This is a genomic window from Natrinema gari JCM 14663 (assembly GCF_000337175.1).
Taxonomy (GTDB): domain Archaea; phylum Halobacteriota; class Halobacteria; order Halobacteriales; family Natrialbaceae; genus Natrinema; species Natrinema gari.
In genome coordinates, this window is the sequence record NZ_AOIJ01000063.1 from 132,271 (window position 1) to 148,670 (window position 16,400).

General features: G+C 57.6%; 18 protein-coding genes and 1 pseudogene. 12 read left to right on the plus strand and 7 right to left on the minus strand.

Features of this window, described 5'->3' with window-relative positions:
• Positions 1–15: 15 nt before the first annotated feature.
• From C486_RS16225 to C486_RS20495, 6 genes and pseudogenes are all read left to right on the plus strand, one after another.
• Positions 16–306, plus strand: coding sequence for a hypothetical protein (locus tag C486_RS16225; RefSeq protein WP_008458005.1), 291 nt, complete (start codon positions 16–18; stop codon positions 304–306).
• Positions 306–641 carry a DUF7558 family protein gene (locus tag C486_RS16230; RefSeq protein ID WP_008458006.1) on the plus strand — a complete coding sequence of 112 codons (336 nt, stop codon included), beginning with the start codon at positions 306–308 and terminating at the stop codon, positions 639–641. The genes C486_RS16225 and C486_RS16230 overlap by 1 nt, the downstream gene beginning before the upstream one ends.
• Before the next feature lie 148 nt (positions 642–789).
• Positions 790–1,389, plus strand: coding sequence for a DUF7437 domain-containing protein (locus C486_RS16235; RefSeq protein WP_008458008.1), 600 nt, complete (start codon positions 790–792; stop codon positions 1,387–1,389).
• A pseudogene (locus tag C486_RS16240) lies at positions 1,386–1,895 on the plus strand (hypothetical protein). The gene C486_RS16235 and the pseudogene C486_RS16240 overlap by 4 nt, the downstream one beginning before the upstream one ends.
• Before the next feature lie 785 nt (positions 1,896–2,680).
• Positions 2,681–3,580, plus strand: a complete 900-nt coding sequence (locus C486_RS16245; protein WP_008458010.1) for a hypothetical protein — start codon at positions 2,681–2,683, stop codon at positions 3,578–3,580.
• 226 nt (positions 3,581–3,806) lie between these two features.
• Complete coding sequence (locus C486_RS20495; protein WP_008458012.1) at positions 3,807–4,778, plus strand: homing endonuclease associated repeat-containing protein; 972 nt, start codon at positions 3,807–3,809, stop codon at positions 4,776–4,778.
• A gap of 367 nt (positions 4,779–5,145) precedes the next feature.
• Here the strand turns inward: C486_RS20495 and C486_RS16250 are convergent, their stop codons facing one another.
• From C486_RS16250 to C486_RS16260, 3 genes are all read right to left on the minus strand, one after another.
• On the minus strand, positions 5,146–6,051 hold the full coding sequence (locus C486_RS16250; RefSeq protein WP_008458015.1) for a hypothetical protein: 906 nt from the start codon (positions 6,049–6,051) through the stop codon (positions 5,146–5,148).
• Between the two features lie 2 nt (positions 6,052–6,053).
• Positions 6,054–7,328, minus strand: a complete 1,275-nt coding sequence (locus C486_RS16255) for a hypothetical protein (RefSeq protein ID WP_008458017.1) — start codon at positions 7,326–7,328, stop codon at positions 6,054–6,056.
• Positions 7,329–7,458: 130 nt separating this feature from the next.
• Positions 7,459–7,698 carry a hypothetical protein gene (locus tag C486_RS16260; protein ID WP_008458019.1) on the minus strand — a complete coding sequence of 80 codons (240 nt, stop codon included), beginning with the start codon at positions 7,696–7,698 and terminating at the stop codon, positions 7,459–7,461.
• 412 nt (positions 7,699–8,110) lie between these two features.
• Between C486_RS16260 and C486_RS16265 the strand changes: the two genes are divergently transcribed.
• Positions 8,111–9,385: an IS4 family transposase gene (locus C486_RS16265; protein WP_008458021.1), complete on the plus strand. Its 1,275-nt coding sequence runs from the start codon at positions 8,111–8,113 to the stop codon at positions 9,383–9,385.
• A 38-nt stretch (positions 9,386–9,423) separates the two neighbouring features.
• Here the strand turns inward: C486_RS16265 and C486_RS16270 are convergent, their stop codons facing one another.
• Positions 9,424–9,888 (minus strand): hypothetical protein, encoded by a 465-nt coding sequence (locus C486_RS16270; protein WP_008458023.1) that lies wholly within the window; start codon positions 9,886–9,888, stop codon positions 9,424–9,426.
• Positions 9,889–10,097: 209 nt separating this feature from the next.
• On the opposite strand from C486_RS16270, the gene C486_RS16275 reads away from it, so the two are divergent.
• From C486_RS16275 to C486_RS16295, 5 genes are all read left to right on the plus strand, one after another.
• Entirely contained in the window at positions 10,098–11,024 is a 927-nt protein-coding gene (locus tag C486_RS16275) for a transcription initiation factor IIB (RefSeq protein ID WP_008458024.1), read from the plus strand.
• A 94-nt stretch (positions 11,025–11,118) separates the two neighbouring features.
• The gene (locus C486_RS16280) at positions 11,119–12,000 is read left to right on the plus strand and encodes a biosurfactant protein 1 (protein WP_008458026.1); all 882 of its coding nucleotides are present in this window, start codon (positions 11,119–11,121) and stop codon (positions 11,998–12,000) included.
• 138 nt (positions 12,001–12,138) lie between these two features.
• Positions 12,139–12,327 carry a hypothetical protein gene (locus tag C486_RS16285; protein WP_008458028.1) on the plus strand — a complete coding sequence of 63 codons (189 nt, stop codon included), beginning with the start codon at positions 12,139–12,141 and terminating at the stop codon, positions 12,325–12,327.
• Positions 12,328–12,418: 91 nt separating this feature from the next.
• Positions 12,419–12,799: a hypothetical protein gene (locus C486_RS16290; RefSeq protein WP_008458029.1), complete on the plus strand. Its 381-nt coding sequence runs from the start codon at positions 12,419–12,421 to the stop codon at positions 12,797–12,799.
• Between the two features lie 67 nt (positions 12,800–12,866).
• Positions 12,867–13,529 carry a DUF6735 family protein gene (locus tag C486_RS16295; protein ID WP_008458031.1) on the plus strand — a complete coding sequence of 221 codons (663 nt, stop codon included), beginning with the start codon at positions 12,867–12,869 and terminating at the stop codon, positions 13,527–13,529.
• Positions 13,530–13,876: 347 nt separating this feature from the next.
• Here C486_RS16295 and C486_RS20505 read toward each other — a convergent pair whose 3' ends face one another.
• From C486_RS20505 to C486_RS16305, 3 genes are all read right to left on the minus strand, one after another.
• Positions 13,877–14,995: an HNH endonuclease gene (locus tag C486_RS20505; protein ID WP_241432531.1), complete on the minus strand. Its 1,119-nt coding sequence runs from the start codon at positions 14,993–14,995 to the stop codon at positions 13,877–13,879.
• The gene (locus C486_RS22860) at positions 14,955–15,227 is read right to left on the minus strand and encodes an HNH endonuclease (RefSeq protein ID WP_394295336.1); all 273 of its coding nucleotides are present in this window, start codon (positions 15,225–15,227) and stop codon (positions 14,955–14,957) included. Before C486_RS22860 ends, C486_RS20505 begins: the two co-directional genes overlap by 41 nt.
• Positions 15,228–15,561: 334 nt before the next feature.
• The gene (locus tag C486_RS16305; RefSeq protein WP_008458033.1) at positions 15,562–16,329 is read right to left on the minus strand and encodes a hypothetical protein; all 768 of its coding nucleotides are present in this window, start codon (positions 16,327–16,329) and stop codon (positions 15,562–15,564) included.
• Between the last annotated feature and the right edge of the window lie 71 nt (positions 16,330–16,400).

Sequence of the window (16,400 nt, forward strand, 5' to 3'; positions counted from 1 at the left end):
GCGCCGTGACTCACCATGCCTGGTCCCGATCCTCACGACGACACGAGTCGTGACTACGAACAGTTCGAAAAAGCACAGCTCGCCCAGGACCGCGACGCCGCCGGCGTCGACACGGCGGACATCGACGACGCGACGGCCCAACGGCTGGTCAACGACCTCGTCGACGCGGAGGTCGTCACTCCGGTTCCCGAGGACCACGTTCTGGTTCACGAGCCGAGCGGCGCCGCATTCGACTCTTCGACGCAGCTGGCCGTCTTCCACCGTGGCTGGACGGCCGGCCGCGACGCCGACGCGGAGGGAGAGTGATGCAGCAAACGCTCGTCGGCTGTGCGTTCTGCGACGCTCCGCCCGGTACCGAGACTGGCGAGGCCCATACCTGGGGGCAAGACGAACGGGTTACCCACCCGATCTGCGTCGACTGCGCGATTCAGGCGGAGCCGGATCCCGACGAGCGCGATCACGTCGCCTGTGACGGCTGTGGGCTGGTCGTCGACACGCTCGCTGCGCTCACGCGGTTCCGCGTGGAACTGGGGCACCTCGAAGGCCCGTTGCAGCTGTGCGCCCGCTGTAGTCCGGGCGGGCTCGCGACGTACTGGACGCGTGACCTCGAGGAGCATCTCGTCACGAGGCCGGCGGAGTGACCCAAACACTCTTTACTGATTCGCTGTAAACTGTAATCAAGAACGANGTACTGGACGCGTGACCTCGAGGAGCATCTCGTCACGAGGCCGGCGGAGTGACCCAAACACTCTTTACTGATTCGCTGTAAACTGTAATCAAGAACGAACCGTGTCACGCACTTCAAACCGGGCCGACGGCGACATTGTTCGCGACTTCCTCTCGGTCGCGGACCTCCTCGAGGAGCCACAACTGGCTCAGTTGTATGCGTACCTCGCTCGGGAGGGCGAGGCGACGGTCCAGGACGTGATGGACGACCTCGAACTTGCCCAGGGGACCGCCTACAGCTACGTCAACCGGCTCGTCGACGCCGGTGTCGTCGACGTCACCGACGACGGGCAGCCTCGTCGGTACGCCGCCCGCCCGATCGACCTGACCGTGACGGCGGCTGCTGGTGACCGTGAGTACACGATCACGCCGGCGCTCATCGACGCTGTCGGCCGTCGCGAGACGAACGCCGACATCGACACCTACATCGACCGCCACGGCGTCGCCGGGCTCGCGACGGCGCTCACCTACGCCGTCGCTCGGGAGCGCGGCGAGGTGACCCACCGGCTGATGGCCGAGGACCTGGACATCTCGCCGCTGGCCGCGGAGATGATTCTGCAGGCGCTGCGGCCCGTCGTCCACGAGCACTACGACATCGAGGAGACTGGGGCATCTCTAGATGAGGTGAACGTCGGCGACGGCGACACGGTCGACGACGCGTGAGCCGGCTCCACATCGCCGACACCGGCCTGTTCGTCGCGATGGGGCAGCCGTCGAACAGTCGGTACCAGGCCGTTCGGGGGTTCGCTCGCCGGAACGACATCACCTTCGTCCTTCCCGAACGGGTGTACGAAGAGTTGACCGTCGACGACCCCGATGTCGAGAAAGTGCCGATTGACACCGCGATCGACGAGGGCTGGGCGACGGTTGCGGCGCCGCTCGAGTTCTCCGAACCGGTTGTCTCGCGGGTAATGGACGGCGTCTAGCGGTACATCGCGAACGCCGACGACCGGCCCGCAGACGAAGTTGAACGGGCGGACGCTGCCCTCGCCGCCCTCGCTGCCCAGCATCTCAGCGCGGGGACGGCGACCAAGGTGTACATCTACACAACCGATTTCGCGGCCGGCGAGGGGGCCGAAACCGTCCTCGCGAGCGAGGGGTACGGGGACTCGGTGACGTACGTGAACGGGTTCCGGTTCATCGAGGACTTGGTCGCCGGTAACAGCTGACTGGTTGCTAATCTGATTCGGTGGGAGAGGACCCTCGAAAGCCCTCGGCCGCTCGATGTCTCCCGACCACCGCTGCGCGCCTCGTGCCTGCGGTGCTTGCGGGGTCGGGGGACGACCGAGGCGGCCTCGCCCTTTCTGAGTCCGCCAGGACGGTAGATGGCTCACCGAGCGACGTAGCCGGCTGAACAGGTGTGTACGTAGCGGCCCGCCCCGCTCGCCGCTGCCGCCCTCCGCGTCGCTCGCGACCGACCATTCCGGGCTGCCTGCCTGCAGTAGCGGGCGGGCTGCCGGGCTAAAGTGCATGTGCCCTCGGCGCCAGCGGGTATCCCCGTCGGTTGCGCCCCTCGCGGGCTTTCGCGTTCCAGCGCTTGGTGCCGCCTGCGCTGTCGCGCGCCACACCGCGGCGCGCGTTCTCGGCGACAGTCGCACTGGACACGGACCCGCAGTCCGGGCCGGACACGAGCGGGCATATCCCGCTGGTCGCTCGCTCCGGGCGGGTCGGCGCGCGGTGCTGGTTGGGGCCACCTCATGCAGGCGCGCTCTCGCTCGCGCCCGGTAGGGCGCTCGCGAAGGCGCGAGCGAGAGCGCGCAGATGGTTCTGTCGGTCGTTGTCGTCGGAAAANCACCTCATGCAGGCGCGCTCTCGCTCGCGCCCGGTAGGGCGCTCGCGAAGGCGCGAGCGAGAGCGCGCAGATGGTTCTGTCGGTCGTTGTCGTCGGAAAACCGCGATGTTGGAGCATCGCGGTGTCGGCGCGTGAGCGCCTTCGGAACTTGGTGAAGTTCCAATGTCAAGTAACAGCTCTAGTAGCAAGGTCGTTACGGTGGATGAACAGGCATTCGAGAAAGCGGGCGGTCAGGCGGTCGATGAGGACGGCTTCCCGGTCGTCGACGAGACGCCGGAGTTCGAGGCCGCGGTCGAGCAGGAGACGCAGGCGAAGGTGGATGCGAACCACCCGGACGGGATCACGGACACGAGCGAGGACCGGATTCACGGTGTCACCCTCGAACAGGAGGAGCGCATTCGGGCGCGGGAAGCCGAACTGGAGCGCATCAGTGCCCCGGCCGAGCTGGGAACGCAGGACGGTCGCGAGCAGCGCACGCGGGAGGTCGCCGCGCAAGGGAGCACGAAGCGCCGGCGGAAGTTTCAAAAGCGTGCCGCGAGCGTGGACCCGATGGCCGACCCCGAACGGGATGATCCCCGAGCGGAGCTCTCCCAGAATGAACTGGCGACAGTGAATACGGAGGCAGACCGACTCGCGACGCGGTTGGATGGCTGGTCGCGTGCGGCGGTCAGTCGACGCCTAGCCGAAGCGGTCGTCGACGGCACGGACATAACGAGTGCGGTCGTGCGGGTGTTCGAGGAGTTGCAGACGGCCCCAGGGGGCACCGTGCCCATCGACGCCCTCGAGGACGTCGATCGCGGCACGGTCACGATCGAAGGCCGTGTGAAGACCCTCTGGGACAGTGATTCACCGGCCATCCAGCAAGTCGGACTGATCGCGGGCGAGAGTGGGCAAACGAAGGTGACGATCTGGAAGGCATCGGACGCGCCGTGGATCGAGGAAGGCGAGAAAGTACGCATCCACGAAGCGGCCACGAACTGGTACGAGGGCCGGGTCTCGGTGGCCGTGACGGGGTGGAGCATCATCCACTTCCCGGAGCGCGGCCGGTGGTGGGAAGCATAGCCAGTCGGAGCTGCCTTCTTTTTTGCTGTGTGCCGGACCGACCCAGAACCCACCGCCCCACCCTCCGCTCCGTGCTCGCTCCTACCGTCGCTGCGCGCGCAGCCACGACCTTACGCACCAGTCCAACATTTATCCGGGAAACCGCGGGAAGGGATGCGCGACCCGAGCGGGTTTATCGAGCCCCAGAGGGGTGCGGGCGCGACAACATCGCGCTCTTGAATCAACCATGTCCAATGATTCGCATGAGTACGTCTGTGAATTCTGTGGGGAAGACTTCGAAACAGGGAGCAAGAAAGCCGGACATATCTCGTGGTATCACCGCGATGATCGCCAAGAAGAGGACTTGATAACCGAACTCCAACGGCTTGCCACCGAGAAAGGGCATCCGCCGGAGATGAGTGAGATGGACACCGAGGGAGAGTACTCGCGAAGTACGTATCTGAGCCACTTTGGAACGTGGAATGACGCGCTACGGGCAGCAGATCTCGAAGTCAAACGCCCCACAAACGTCCCAAAAGACCGGATCATCGAAGCCATTCAGGCGCTTGCTGATCAGCTCGGCCATCCACCAACGGTCGACGAGATGAACAACCACGGAAAGTACTCGCGGAAAACTGCCAGCAAGCGGTTTGGTAGCTGGAACGACGCCCTACGGAGTGCTGGATTCGAACCACACAACGAGGAAATCCCACGAGAAGAACTTCTTGCAGAAATTCATCGACTCACTGAGGAGCTCGGTCACGTCCCAGCGATTGCTGATTTAGACGAACACGGCCAATACTCGATCAAGGGCTATCTTCGGGAGTTCGGTGGGTGGGATGCAGCAATCACGACGGCAGGTTACGAGCCACATACCCCGTTTCGTGGCTCTGACCATCCGCGGTGGGTCGGTGGCAAAGAGCGGGAGTGCTTGTGGTATGGGCCAAAATGGAGTCAGCAGCGTGAACGAGCGATACAACGAGATGGGTTCGAGTGTCAGCGACCGAACTGTGACCACACACGAGCAAGCCACCAAAACCAATACGGACGTGACCTCCACGTCCACCATATTGTCCCGCTGCGGTCATTCAGAGACGAAACCGGTGAGATTGACTATGAGCAAGCGAATGCACTCGATAATGCAGTCACGCTCTGTATTGAGCATCACGCTCGATGGGAGCAGATCTCACCACTACAGCCTGATGTTCGACATTCATAGACAGCAACCACGTTAGAACTCCCCCAGACCCTTGGTCCATATCTGCGATTGACTTGTGGTGAATCTACATCTGGAGATGTTTTTCCGCCCTCAGGAGGCCTGGAGGGCAATCTGTTTCGTCCTCCGGAACTCGTTATGAACGACCAGCATTCAACGACAAGCCGTGAGCGGCTACGAATGCATCTGATACAGGCATTAACCCGTGCAGAATCGGACGCTGTCCAGCAGCACCTCAAAGCCGCGTTAGAAGAATGGAAGCGGCAACCACCGACGCCGCTGCAGGAGTGCCCGGTCTGTGGGAAAGTCGGGTTGCCGGAACGAATTCAGCAGCATCGGTGTAGGTCGAGAACATAGATCATGCAGATTCTTAGTCGCTGTAATCCGCCATAGAGACCTGCTTCCCGCCCTGCTTCTCCAAATACTCTTGAACAGTAATTTCGCGGAGATGGTCTTCCACATCATAGAGCTCGGAGATTTCTTCGCGACTGAACGAGTACTCGTATTTCCCGATGTCGTCGCACGTGCCTCTATGCCGAAGGTATTCCAGAGTCTTCCTCACCATTTCAAGATCCATATCTCGATCATAGTAGTGAGGCACCCTACGAGGAGTCATCTTCACGGTCTCGTTGTGTTTGAACTGCTCCGGCAGGATGACTTGGGCAAGCGATACTGCCAGGCTCTCAGGTTTGATCTCTCCGGTTAGAAGGAACTCTTTGCTCGGTGTCGGAGGCAGGTTGATCCCGGTGGAAACGATACTGTGGAAGGAGTCGTCTTGTGCTAATCCGTCTTCGAAGCGGAGTTCTCCACCTCTGCTTTGAGATAGAATACCGCATTTGTCCTTGATGTCGTCATAGATATCGGCACCCGGTCCACCTGCTTTAGCTGACTCTACAGCGTCTTTATCGAAGACAAGATGGTGTTCGAAATGATTGAGGTCACGGGTGGAGAGATTAACTTCCCCTGCTCGACCTTTCTTCCGGATGAAGTCCTCGACAGCCTCCAAGTTCAATCGTTGGTAGGCTTCTGCTCGGCGGCGGTGTTCTTCGGTGACTTGGTTGTCAGGTTCTACATTGACGAAGATGATAGTGTCGCCGCTGTAGAACGTAAATTCTGGCCGTGTGAACACGTCGTTCCGGTTGTCAGGAACGGGTAGAAATGGGCCGACGAGTTTGAAACCGCGGGACGCGATCCCTCGGTTGCTGGTATCGCTTTTTATGGCTGAATGGAAGAGGTTCAGGGCGTTAATTTTCTCTTTTTGTTCCAGCCATCCCATGGTTAGACTGAGATCTTCTCCGAGTGCTTCTTCACCTGATAGTTAGTGCTGAGTTCGTTGTGGATAATGGAATAGAAGTCGCTGAGGCTGTCAGCTGTCGTGGTTGCCTTAGCATGGAGTAGGATGTTCTTGCCTTGTATCGTGATTTCGAAGGGTTCGTTCCGCTCTCCGTCGAAGACGAAAAAGTTGCCTTCTTCCCACTCTGAGAAGTCGTACCGGTGTTTTTTGTCGAGGATGTTTTCTCGAAGCCCCGCCACTAGTTGCTCGAACGACGGGGATTCCTGGTCCGGATCTGTTTTTTTATTCGGTATGTGTTCGACGAGTTCGACAGTGGTGTAGCCTTCAATAGAGAATCCGCCGTCGACGGCTACTGAATCCGGGGTGTCATCGTCGGCGGGTTCAGGAGCGTCTTTCGAGTCCTCTATATCGTAGTCGGAGATCTCCTGAATAGCTTGCTCGTCCTTGTAGGACAGTTTTCTCGGAGCGTATTCGACTTCGAAGTTCTCCTGGTCCTTTTTGACGTACTGGTTTGTGAGTTCTAATGTGGTGTCGTTCCCGAAGCCGGGTTCCGACTGTTGGACTCGGGGGATCGATCCATATCCGTCCCGGTTGGCTGTTCCCTCGATTCTCGGGCTGTTCGTTTTGTTGAACTCAAGACGGGTGGGTTGAACCCCGTAGTCTTCTTCCAAGTCCGTGAGATAATGTTGTTCTCCGCCGTGGAGCTGAATGCTCATATCCCGATCGTCGAAGACGGTGTCGTATTTTGCGGTGAATCCGTCTACGTCGCCTTCGACTTTGTTGACGATGTCGACGAGGTCTTCTGAGGAGAGAAAGACTCTGTCCAGCGAGGGGAGGTACCGGATCAACTTCTCGACGGTTCGTTTGGTCCAGTGACGTCGTTCGACTGTGAAGACCCGAAGGTAGCTATCCTTGAGGTAGAAGATGAAGTGATCGTGCCGGTCGTATTCCGGTGTGCTGATCCGGACGTAGGAGGTGTCCTCGTTCAGTTTTTGTTCTTCGAACAGATGTTCCTCAAAGAAGGTGTATTCGTAGTCTTTCAGGGATTCATCTCGGAGCTGGGTTTCCACAATCTCTTCTAGATTGCCGAGTTCGTATTCGTGGCCGCGGGCGATGAAGAACTTCAGCTCCGGGGTTTTCGTCGTTTTCTGCTCTTTTTCCTCAGATATCTCTTCGTCGGTGCGTGTTACGAAGTCCACAAGCTCCCCGACGATGGTGTCGATATCTTCACCGGTCAGGTTTTCCAAGTTTGGTTTCATAGTGGTAGGAGGGCTAACCTGTGGTTTTTGTGGTATTTGGGGAGGGAGTGCGGACTGCCATTAGGCGAGACTCTTTCCGCTGGGGTCAAAAAGATGCATGATGGCTTATGGGGGAGGGTATGACGGGTTTTCAGGCTTTGATGGTGTCGACTTTGTCTGATTCTTTGGAGTTTCTGACGGCTCTTTCGTTGGCGGCTGAGGACAGTTTTAAATCCGCGTCTCCGTTGGATGATTTGATGGTGTAGATTGTGAGGTCGATTTCTTTCTGGTTGCCTTTGGCGTCTTTGTAGTGGAGTTGTGTTGCGATTTCTATTTCGTCGATGTCGTCTTCTGTTTCGAAGATGTCGTCGATGGAGTCTGCGATGTCCACGGGTTCGGATCGACCGTTCTTTGTATCGGTAACTTTCGCTGGGATGGAGAACTCGACCTCGTCTTCTTCGGGGGATATGCTGCCGCCGGATCCGGAACTCCACCATACTCCGTTTTCTGTTCTTCTGAGTGGGTCGCTGTGGTTCGTGTAGCGTTGGTTGTCGGTGTCGTAGGAGATCAGAAAGTGGAGTTGGAGGTCTGTTGCTAGGGAGTCATCCGTCTTCAGTTAAGCAAGAAACCGTGTAACTGCGGTGGCTTATCGGGACATCTTTCGGAAGGAATGAGGAAGTCCAGTCTGNCATCCGTCTTCAGTTAAGCAAGAAACCGTGTAACTGCGGTGGCTTATCGGGACATCTTTCGGAAGGAATGAGGAAGTCCAGTCTGTGCACGACAAGGACTCCTCATCTCGAATTATGCGTCGGCTCACTACACTGTTTCCCTCTGAGTTCCTCAAAGAGCACGCCGAGGAACTCGGCGTGGTCGAACGTGACCGAAAGCTTCAGATTCCTGCCTTCGTCTGGACATTCGTGTTCGGCTTCGCCGCAGGCGAAAGCCGAACACTCGCCGGGTTTAGACGCTGTTACAACTCGACTGCCGATGAGACGATCTCACCGAGTGGGTTTCATCAGCGGTTGACTCCGACGCTTGCGGAGTACCTCCGCGACCTCGTCGAGCACGGTCTCGACGAGGTCGCTGTTCCCGACGCTGTTGACGCTAATATCGACCGATTCAGAGATGTAATGATCGCCGATGGAACGGTGTTGCGGTTGCACGAGTTCCTTTCCAACGAGTACGAAGCCCGCCACGAGGAGCAGGCTGGAGCGAAGCTCCACCTGCTCCACAATGCCACCGAGCAGACGATTGAACGGATCGATACTGCTGACGAGAAAGCACACGATAGCACGCTGTTCAAGACAGGGCCGTGGCTCGAGAACCGCCTCATGCTGTTCGATCTCGCCTACTTCAAGTACCGCCGGTTTGCGCTGATCGACGAGAACGACGGCTACTTCGTGAGTAGGCTAAAACAGAACGCGAACCCAATGATTACGTCGGAATTACGGGAATGGCGCGGCCGCGCCATTCCCTTAGAGGGCAAGCAGCTCCGAGCTGTTCTCGACGATCTCGACCGGAAGTACATCGATGTAGAGGTCGAAGTCGAGTTCAAAAGAGGACCGTACAACGGGACGCAGTCGCTGGATACGAAGCGGTTCCGCGTCGTCGGCGTCCGCGACGAAGACGCCGACGACTACCATCTGTACATGACGAATTTGGTGAGAAAAGAGTTCTTCCCGGCTGATTTAGCACAGATCTACCGATGTCGGTGGGAAGTTGAGTTGTTGTTCCGTGAGCTGAAGACGCAGTACAACTTGGATGAGTTCAACACGAGCGACGAACACGTGATGAAGATCTTACTATACGCAGCACTGCTGTCGCTGCTTGTAAGCCGCGAGTTATTGGATCTGGTGACTGAGCAGGCGGATGATGAGCTCGTGTTTCCGACAGAGCGCTGGGCGGCGACCTTCCGGTCGCACGCCCAGCTTTTCCTCCACAAACTCGGTGAGTATCTCGGCTACTCACCCCCGCCGCTGCTTGAACGACTGACCGAAGACGCTCAAAAGATCCACAAGCAGCGACCGATCTTACAAGAGACGCTCGCTACCGCTACACAACCGAGGTGTGAGTCTTAACTGAAGACGAATGNAAGATCCACAAGCAGCGACCGATCTTACAAGAGACGCTCGCTACCGCTACACAACCGAGGTGTGAGTCTTAACTGAAGACGAATGGCTAGGGAGTTCCCGCGGTTGACTACTGTGAGTTCGAGTGCTTCGGTCTCGGAGGTTTCGGGGTCGGTGCTTTGGTCTTCGATGGTTTGCTGTGTGACGCCGATGAGCGGGGTGTATCCGGCATCCATGATGTGTTTTTGCTGGTCCATCAGGATTCGTTGCCGGTCTTGGGTTCGGAATTGTAGGAGGTAGGCGAAGAGTAGGCCGGCAGAGAGGATTAGTGAGGCGAGTCCGTCATTGGTGCTGGCCCAGGATGTGACGCCATTTACGAATTGTTCTCCGGCATAGGCGGCGAGGTCGATTGCTATGGCGGTGAGGAAGATGAGGCCGAGGAGCTCGACCCAACGTGTTTTGATGAAGCTCCAAGCTTTTGTTCGAAGGGTATTGGAGCTGTCATTGTCCATTCTTATCTACATCGGTTCCTTCTATCGAGAATATAATTTTCGGAGTAGTTATTCGATTCTGTTGTAGAGGGGGGGACAATAGTGACTCAAGAACTATCGCCTGAGCTCCAATCCAGCTGAACCGAGGCCCGTACGCAATAGCGTTTATTGACCCCTAAATGGGCGAGGGGCTCGCTGTACTGGCGGGTTCCCTGAACACGGTGAGAACGATGGCAACCAGAGACATCTACGAGAGCGGATTCGACGAAAACGTCCAAACGGAATCGAGTGCGAATCAGTGTCCCGAGTGCGACGGCCGAGTCACCACGAACGCGGTCGAAACGGTCTGCGAGGACTGTGGCCTGGTCATCGACGAACAGCGTATCGATCACGGGCCGGAGTGGCGGGCGTACGACGACGAGGAGCGCGAGCGAACGGGTGCTCCACTCACTGCGGCCCGCCATGATCGCGGCCTGTCGACGGAGATCGGTCGCGGTACCGACGCGAAGGGGAACGAGATCTCTGGGCAGAAGCGACGGCGACTCACGCGGATGCGTCGTGAGCAGACCCGTGGTCGCTGGCGGTCGAAAGCAGAACGGAATCTCGCACACGGGTTGGGCGAAGTGCGTCGGTTGGCGAGTGCCCTCGAGCTCTCCGATTCGGTTCGCGACCAAGCGTGCCAGCTCTTCCGGAGCGCCCAGAACGAGGATCTGCTTCGTGGCAGATCCATCGAGGCCATCGCCGCGGCCAGCGTGTACGGAGCCTGCCGGTGTAACGGCCGCTCGCGGTTAGTGGACGACGTCAGCGAGATGGCCCGCGTCGCGGAGTCTCGAGTCACGAACGCGTACAAAACGCTGAACGAAGCGCTGGGCCTTCCCGCTGAGCCCGTCTCCCCCAGCATGTTCGTACCGCGCCTCGCCTCGGACCTCGAGTGTCCGGACGAGATCCGACAGCGGGCCCGGGCCCTCGCGGAGGAGGCCGAGGAGCGCGGCGTCACGACGGGCGTCCATCCGGCTGGGTTCGCAGCGGCCTGTCTCTACAAGGCCGGTCGCGAGGAGGGCCGATGGCTGACGCAGTCCGAGGCCGCGGACGTGGCGAACGCCTCGAGGGCGACTGTTCGGGCACACCGGGATACGTTGGAGGAACAGGTCGCCTGACGCAGTCCACTGTCTCTCCGTCTGTACTGCACATCGTTCTATCCACGCTACGATTTAAACACGAAGACGAGCCATGTTCTCTGTAGACAGCTCTATGAACGGTCGTTACTCCGACTTTGAGGAACTGCGGCCGACCGGCGAGGCGTCCCACATTCCGGACACGAGGCTGGACGACGGGTGTGAGGGTGCCCCTCGGCGGGAACGCGTCGCGACGAGCTCTGGTGGCTACCCCGATGCGCCGACGGTAACCGACGGCGAGTGCCAGTCGTGTGGGGAGTCAGTCCCAGACGGCCAGACGAAATGCCGGTTCTGTCTCACCAACCATCTCGGAAGTGACGCCACTAGCACGAACGAGTCAGCATCGACGACGTTTCTCGGCATCGTCCACCTGGTCGTCGAGTCGACGACGTTCTACGGCGCCGTCGCGAAGGGCGGCGCCGCTGCGAACCTCCTCTCCGCCAACGAGGCGGATCCGTCCGTCGACGACTACACGCTCATCTACGACCTCGACGAGGCGCCGGCGCGCCAGCTGGTCGAGCAATGGCCCTCACTCCCCGATGCGGTACAGGTGTCGTCAGAGGAGGGTGAGCGGCTTCTCAGTGCTGCCCGTGACCGGGCTGGGTGGCACGGGCAGGGAGCGTCGGAGCGTCAGGATCAGGCCCCGACGCGGCTCTACGACCAGCGGGGGGACGGCATCCGCGACGCGTCGCGGCTCACTGACATCCTCGACGACGCCGACGACGCGGTGTGGCTGGTTCCAGCGATGGCGCTGACCGAATCTATTGGCGAGGCTGCGGCTGATCGCCAAGTGTCGTCGGTACCGACTACGCAAGAACTCGACTGTCAAACCTGTGGACGGGCGACCGACCATCGATTCAAGACCCACGAGTCGGTCCCGGATGAGGCCTGGACGGGACAACCCATCTGGGAGTGCCAGGTGTGTGGCTCGGCTCGCTACGGCTCCAGTCTCGAGTAGGGCCAGTGCTAGCCGTCGATTAACCAACACCCTGCGAGGAGTGTCGAGGTCCGTTGGTTAAGGCCGCGAACTCCTGCAAGCCAGACGCTGGTCTCGATGGGGAGTCTTTCCGCGCCGGCGAGCGGTGAGGCGCTTCCGATGGAGCAAGAGTTCAAACAAGGGTACCAGATGCATCGTATACTCAGCAATCTCAACCGACTCGACGTCGACCGGTTGGACGCCGCGGATCGAGAGCGAGTCGAGACCGCGAGAGACCTCTTGGAAGAGGTGAGCCTTCTCACGCGGCCGGCCGACGGAGCCGGGGCGGACGCCCACGCAGACTCCTAACTGGAGGCGCCGACCACGCCTCGGGAGACACCTCTCGCGTCTGTTTTTCGCCCCCGACAGGGGTACGGGGGCGACCCCGTGAAGTCCAGACATGGCGACACTGCAAGCTGCGACGACGTCGACCGGCGCGATTGTATCGGATCCACAGGCAATCCGCGAGCTCTGTGAGAGCTACTGCTTTGGGACGCTCGACTGGGAGGTTACCGAAGAGGGAGAGCTCACCATCTGGGGGTACGATGACTTCGAGGTGTACGAGGCGCGGGAGAACGGCCTCCCGGACTACGAGGGCGGTATCGTGACCCACGAGTTCTTGCGAGAACTCGCCGGCCACCTCAAAGCCGACGAAGAATTCGATATCCAGACGGCGGGGTTCACCAAGTGCCGCTTCCCAGTCCTGGCCAAGCGGTACGTCGTTCGCGAGGGCGAAGTCCTCCACGCGGACCTCGGTTCCCCCGACCCGATCGACGAGTAGCGTTGTTCGTCCCCCGGAAGGGGTGCGGGGCGATCCAGTTGCGGTCGCCCCGTGAGGTGATTGCTCGATGGGACACCGCGCACTCGTTGCGTACGAACGTACAGACGGACAGTACACGCTCCACTACAGCCATTGGGGCGCAGCGAACCTGAAGCTCAAGCACCGAATCTCGGCTGAGTCGCCGTTCGGTGGCGACGACACCGACTCCAAGTGGGCGAAACAGCTCCTCGCAGAGCTGGCCGATGGCCTCGAGGCAGATGCGGTCGACGGCTACCTCGCCGAAGAGGATCGACCGTCGACGGTCGTCGAGCCGAAGCCCCGCGCCACCGGGCTCACCCTCGACGAGATCGTCGCTGACCATCTCGACTACCTCCACCACGAGGCGTTCTTCGTGGTGTCGACGACGTTCGAAGTAACCGCCTATCGGACGCTGTGGTTCGGGCTGCAGTACGACTCGGAGACGGTCGAACAGGGAGAGACAGTCGGGAACGGCGCGCTCGCGACGGTGCGCTGGTACGACGGCGAGCCGGTCGGTGACGGCCACCTGCAGGGGCAGTTCGCGGCCCTCAAAGACGTCGTCGGCGATATGCTCGACAAAGGCGTCTTCACGTCGTCGACGGCGAGACAGTACCTGAAACGGAAGCTGGCCGAGCGAGTCGGAGACCAACAGGAGCTGCTCATTCCGACCGGGGAATCACCCTTCGAGAAGGCGAGTCTGAACCACTCCTAGTTCGATCTGTTTCGTGGCAGCTGCTGTTTTTCAGGGGACAGAATGGGTGAGCCCCACGTAGGCTCGTGAACAATCACGAGTGGCGTTCGACCACAGACACCCCTGAGATCGGGACAAATCCCAACGAACTGCGCATAAACCCGTAAGTCACTTTCGTGGACCTCCGCGTCCAGGGTAGAGGGGGCCTCGGTAGGAGATGGATGTCAATACGTTTCGTTTGACGAGGTCAAGGGGATTACCCAATTCAGGAATATCGACACTATTGGACTAAGAGGGTAGATTTTCAAGGATTATTTGCTGAAATAGCTACTCAGTTTACTTGCAAATGTGCTCTCGCAGTTAGTTAGTCACATCTTGTCGGTACGAATCTTTTGAGGAACCCATTGAGTCAACATATGCTGTGATATCAGTAGAATGAGCAAGATAGAACCGATGAAAAGCAAGAAGCTCCCGAGTACGTAGGCGAGGCCAGTTGCGACCAGAGAGAGAATAATAGTCGAAATCACGACTTTTAATTTCGACGAATTATATTGATCACTTAGTTCATCGTACTGCTCTCGATTAGCAGGAAGGCGATATCCTTTTTCGTATCCCGCTTTGAGAGCATCAGGCACGACATGGAAGCCTTCGATGTCGTATGGGCTTGAGACGACTTCTATATTGCTGGGTGAAGCAGCCCACTCTGTTCGGCAATCGCCACAGCGTGAGACTGCTATCGTTACATCACCGTTGAAGTATGACAAATTTGTATTATTGAGTTCTTCGCCACAGACTGGGCAATGATCAGGCCGATTAGCGAATGGCTTGGACTTTTCCTCAATATAGGATATCTCATCACGAATTGTTTTCAGAAGATCAGCAACGATGTCTTCGACAGTGTCGATGTACTTCTCAGCAGTGTTTTCCACGTCACTACTAATCACGTCGAGATCAGCGATATCGGCATTCTCGATTGTTCGAGCATCCTTAACACGGATTGATAAATCTCGATAGGATCGAACTGCGTCGATGAATTCAGACGCCTCATCGAATAGTTTTCCGTAGTTATTTGATGTCTCAGATGTAGTGGTTTCGCGGGTTGCCATGACGTGCTCCTCGAAAGACCCCAGTTCTCTATTTACGCTCTCCTCTGCCTCTGAAAAAGCTGCCTGGAGTTGATTAGTCTCGTCTTCGTCATCAAGCGTAGCGAAAAATTTTGCGTGTTCGGCTAATTCTTCCAGATTATCAGCGACCAACTCAATAGTGTCAACACTTTCAACAAGATGGTTCCCGAGATCCACTTCGTCAGATACTGCATAAGGGTAGTTAGATTCTGAGAGGGGGAAAGAAAGCGAAGAAGAATGATCAGGCTGCGTATTAGTATTGGAAGGGGCCATGTTACTACCGTGAATTGAGTTGTGGCACTCCTTACAGACCGTTATGAGGTTACTTTTGTTGTGAGTGCCACCTTTGCTCTTCGGGACGATGTGGTGAGCGTGAAGTTCGGCATCTCCGACTTGGCCGCCACGGGCACCACAGTTTTGGCAGGNTTTTGTTGTGAGTGCCACCTTTGCTCTTCGGGACGATGTGGTGAGCGTGAAGTTCGGCATCTCCGACTTGGCCGCCACGGGCACCACAGTTTTGGCAGGTGTACTCGTCACAACTGTAGACATCCTTTCTTCGAGTATCCCAATCCGATGGGTACTCCTTTGTCATCATGAAGTACAATCTGAAGGAAGGCTATATTTGGTACGATCCTGAAATATCTGATAACGCTCCTACTCTGATGGCTCTCAAACGCTGAAGAGCTGTCAAGCCAAGCCTCGTTGAAACCACTGCCTGCGGCATATGACTTACAGACTGTCGTACGTATTGGATGCGCCGAGTGTGTAATGAGAACGTGATGTTCTTTGGCCGGTGTTCGATACACAGCGCAAATACAGCGATGTCCGAGAGTCAGCCATGGTGGAATACAATAAGTGGCAACAAATCGGCGAGCGAATTGATGTCCGACATATTGGGATCGCGCGTCTCCCGAGCCTTCTACAAGCCGCTAAGCCATTTCGGAAACTGCCGCATCTAGAGTCAGCATTAAGAATAGCATCGATAGAAGCGCTATATCTCTATCAAGATGCGCTGAAGTCGGAGAACCATGAACGATAGCATTCCGATGATCGTAGAAATCTTGATATGGTGGAATGATGTCCCCTGTCTCTATTCCGTCATACCCTGCGTTGTCGTAGGCCTTCGCGAACGCCTTTACCTTATCTGACCGTTCATAGTATCCATCAGAGTTGGTGGAGAAACCAAAGTAGTCACACAGCATCGACATAAGCCCGTCCTGCACACTAATGAAGTAGAAAGTGGCTGCACCGTAATCTGCATCTCTGGTATGTTGTCGGCCAGCCTTGAGTCGGTCAAGGTATACATTTAAATCGCTATATCCACCGGATTCAAGCTCATCAATCAAACTGTCTGTTGAGTTCTTAGCGAATTGTTCCGCTATGGGAGTGACCGTTATTTCGCTAGGGTCGTAATCTTCCGGCGACTCCAACCCGTCAATATCGTTTACGATGACTTCTGCAACTTCCTCAAGATACGACTCAACCGCATTATAGAGGCTTCTCCAATCAATAGAATCTCGAATGGTCTTACGGGAGTCTTCAACGGCTTCCGCAGCCTCATACATACTAATGAGCGTGTCTTCTGAGAGGTTGACTTCTAAATCAACTTCAGTAAGAGCTTGTGTGGCGGCAGATTCAGCCTTGTCGACTATCGAGGAGCTCGTTTTCTCCGAGTTATCTCCATCATCTAGGGGCATATCTTGCTCGTCAAAATCCACCGACGTAGAAGTACCGGTGAAAATACGTTCAAATATTATTTAAATCTGTT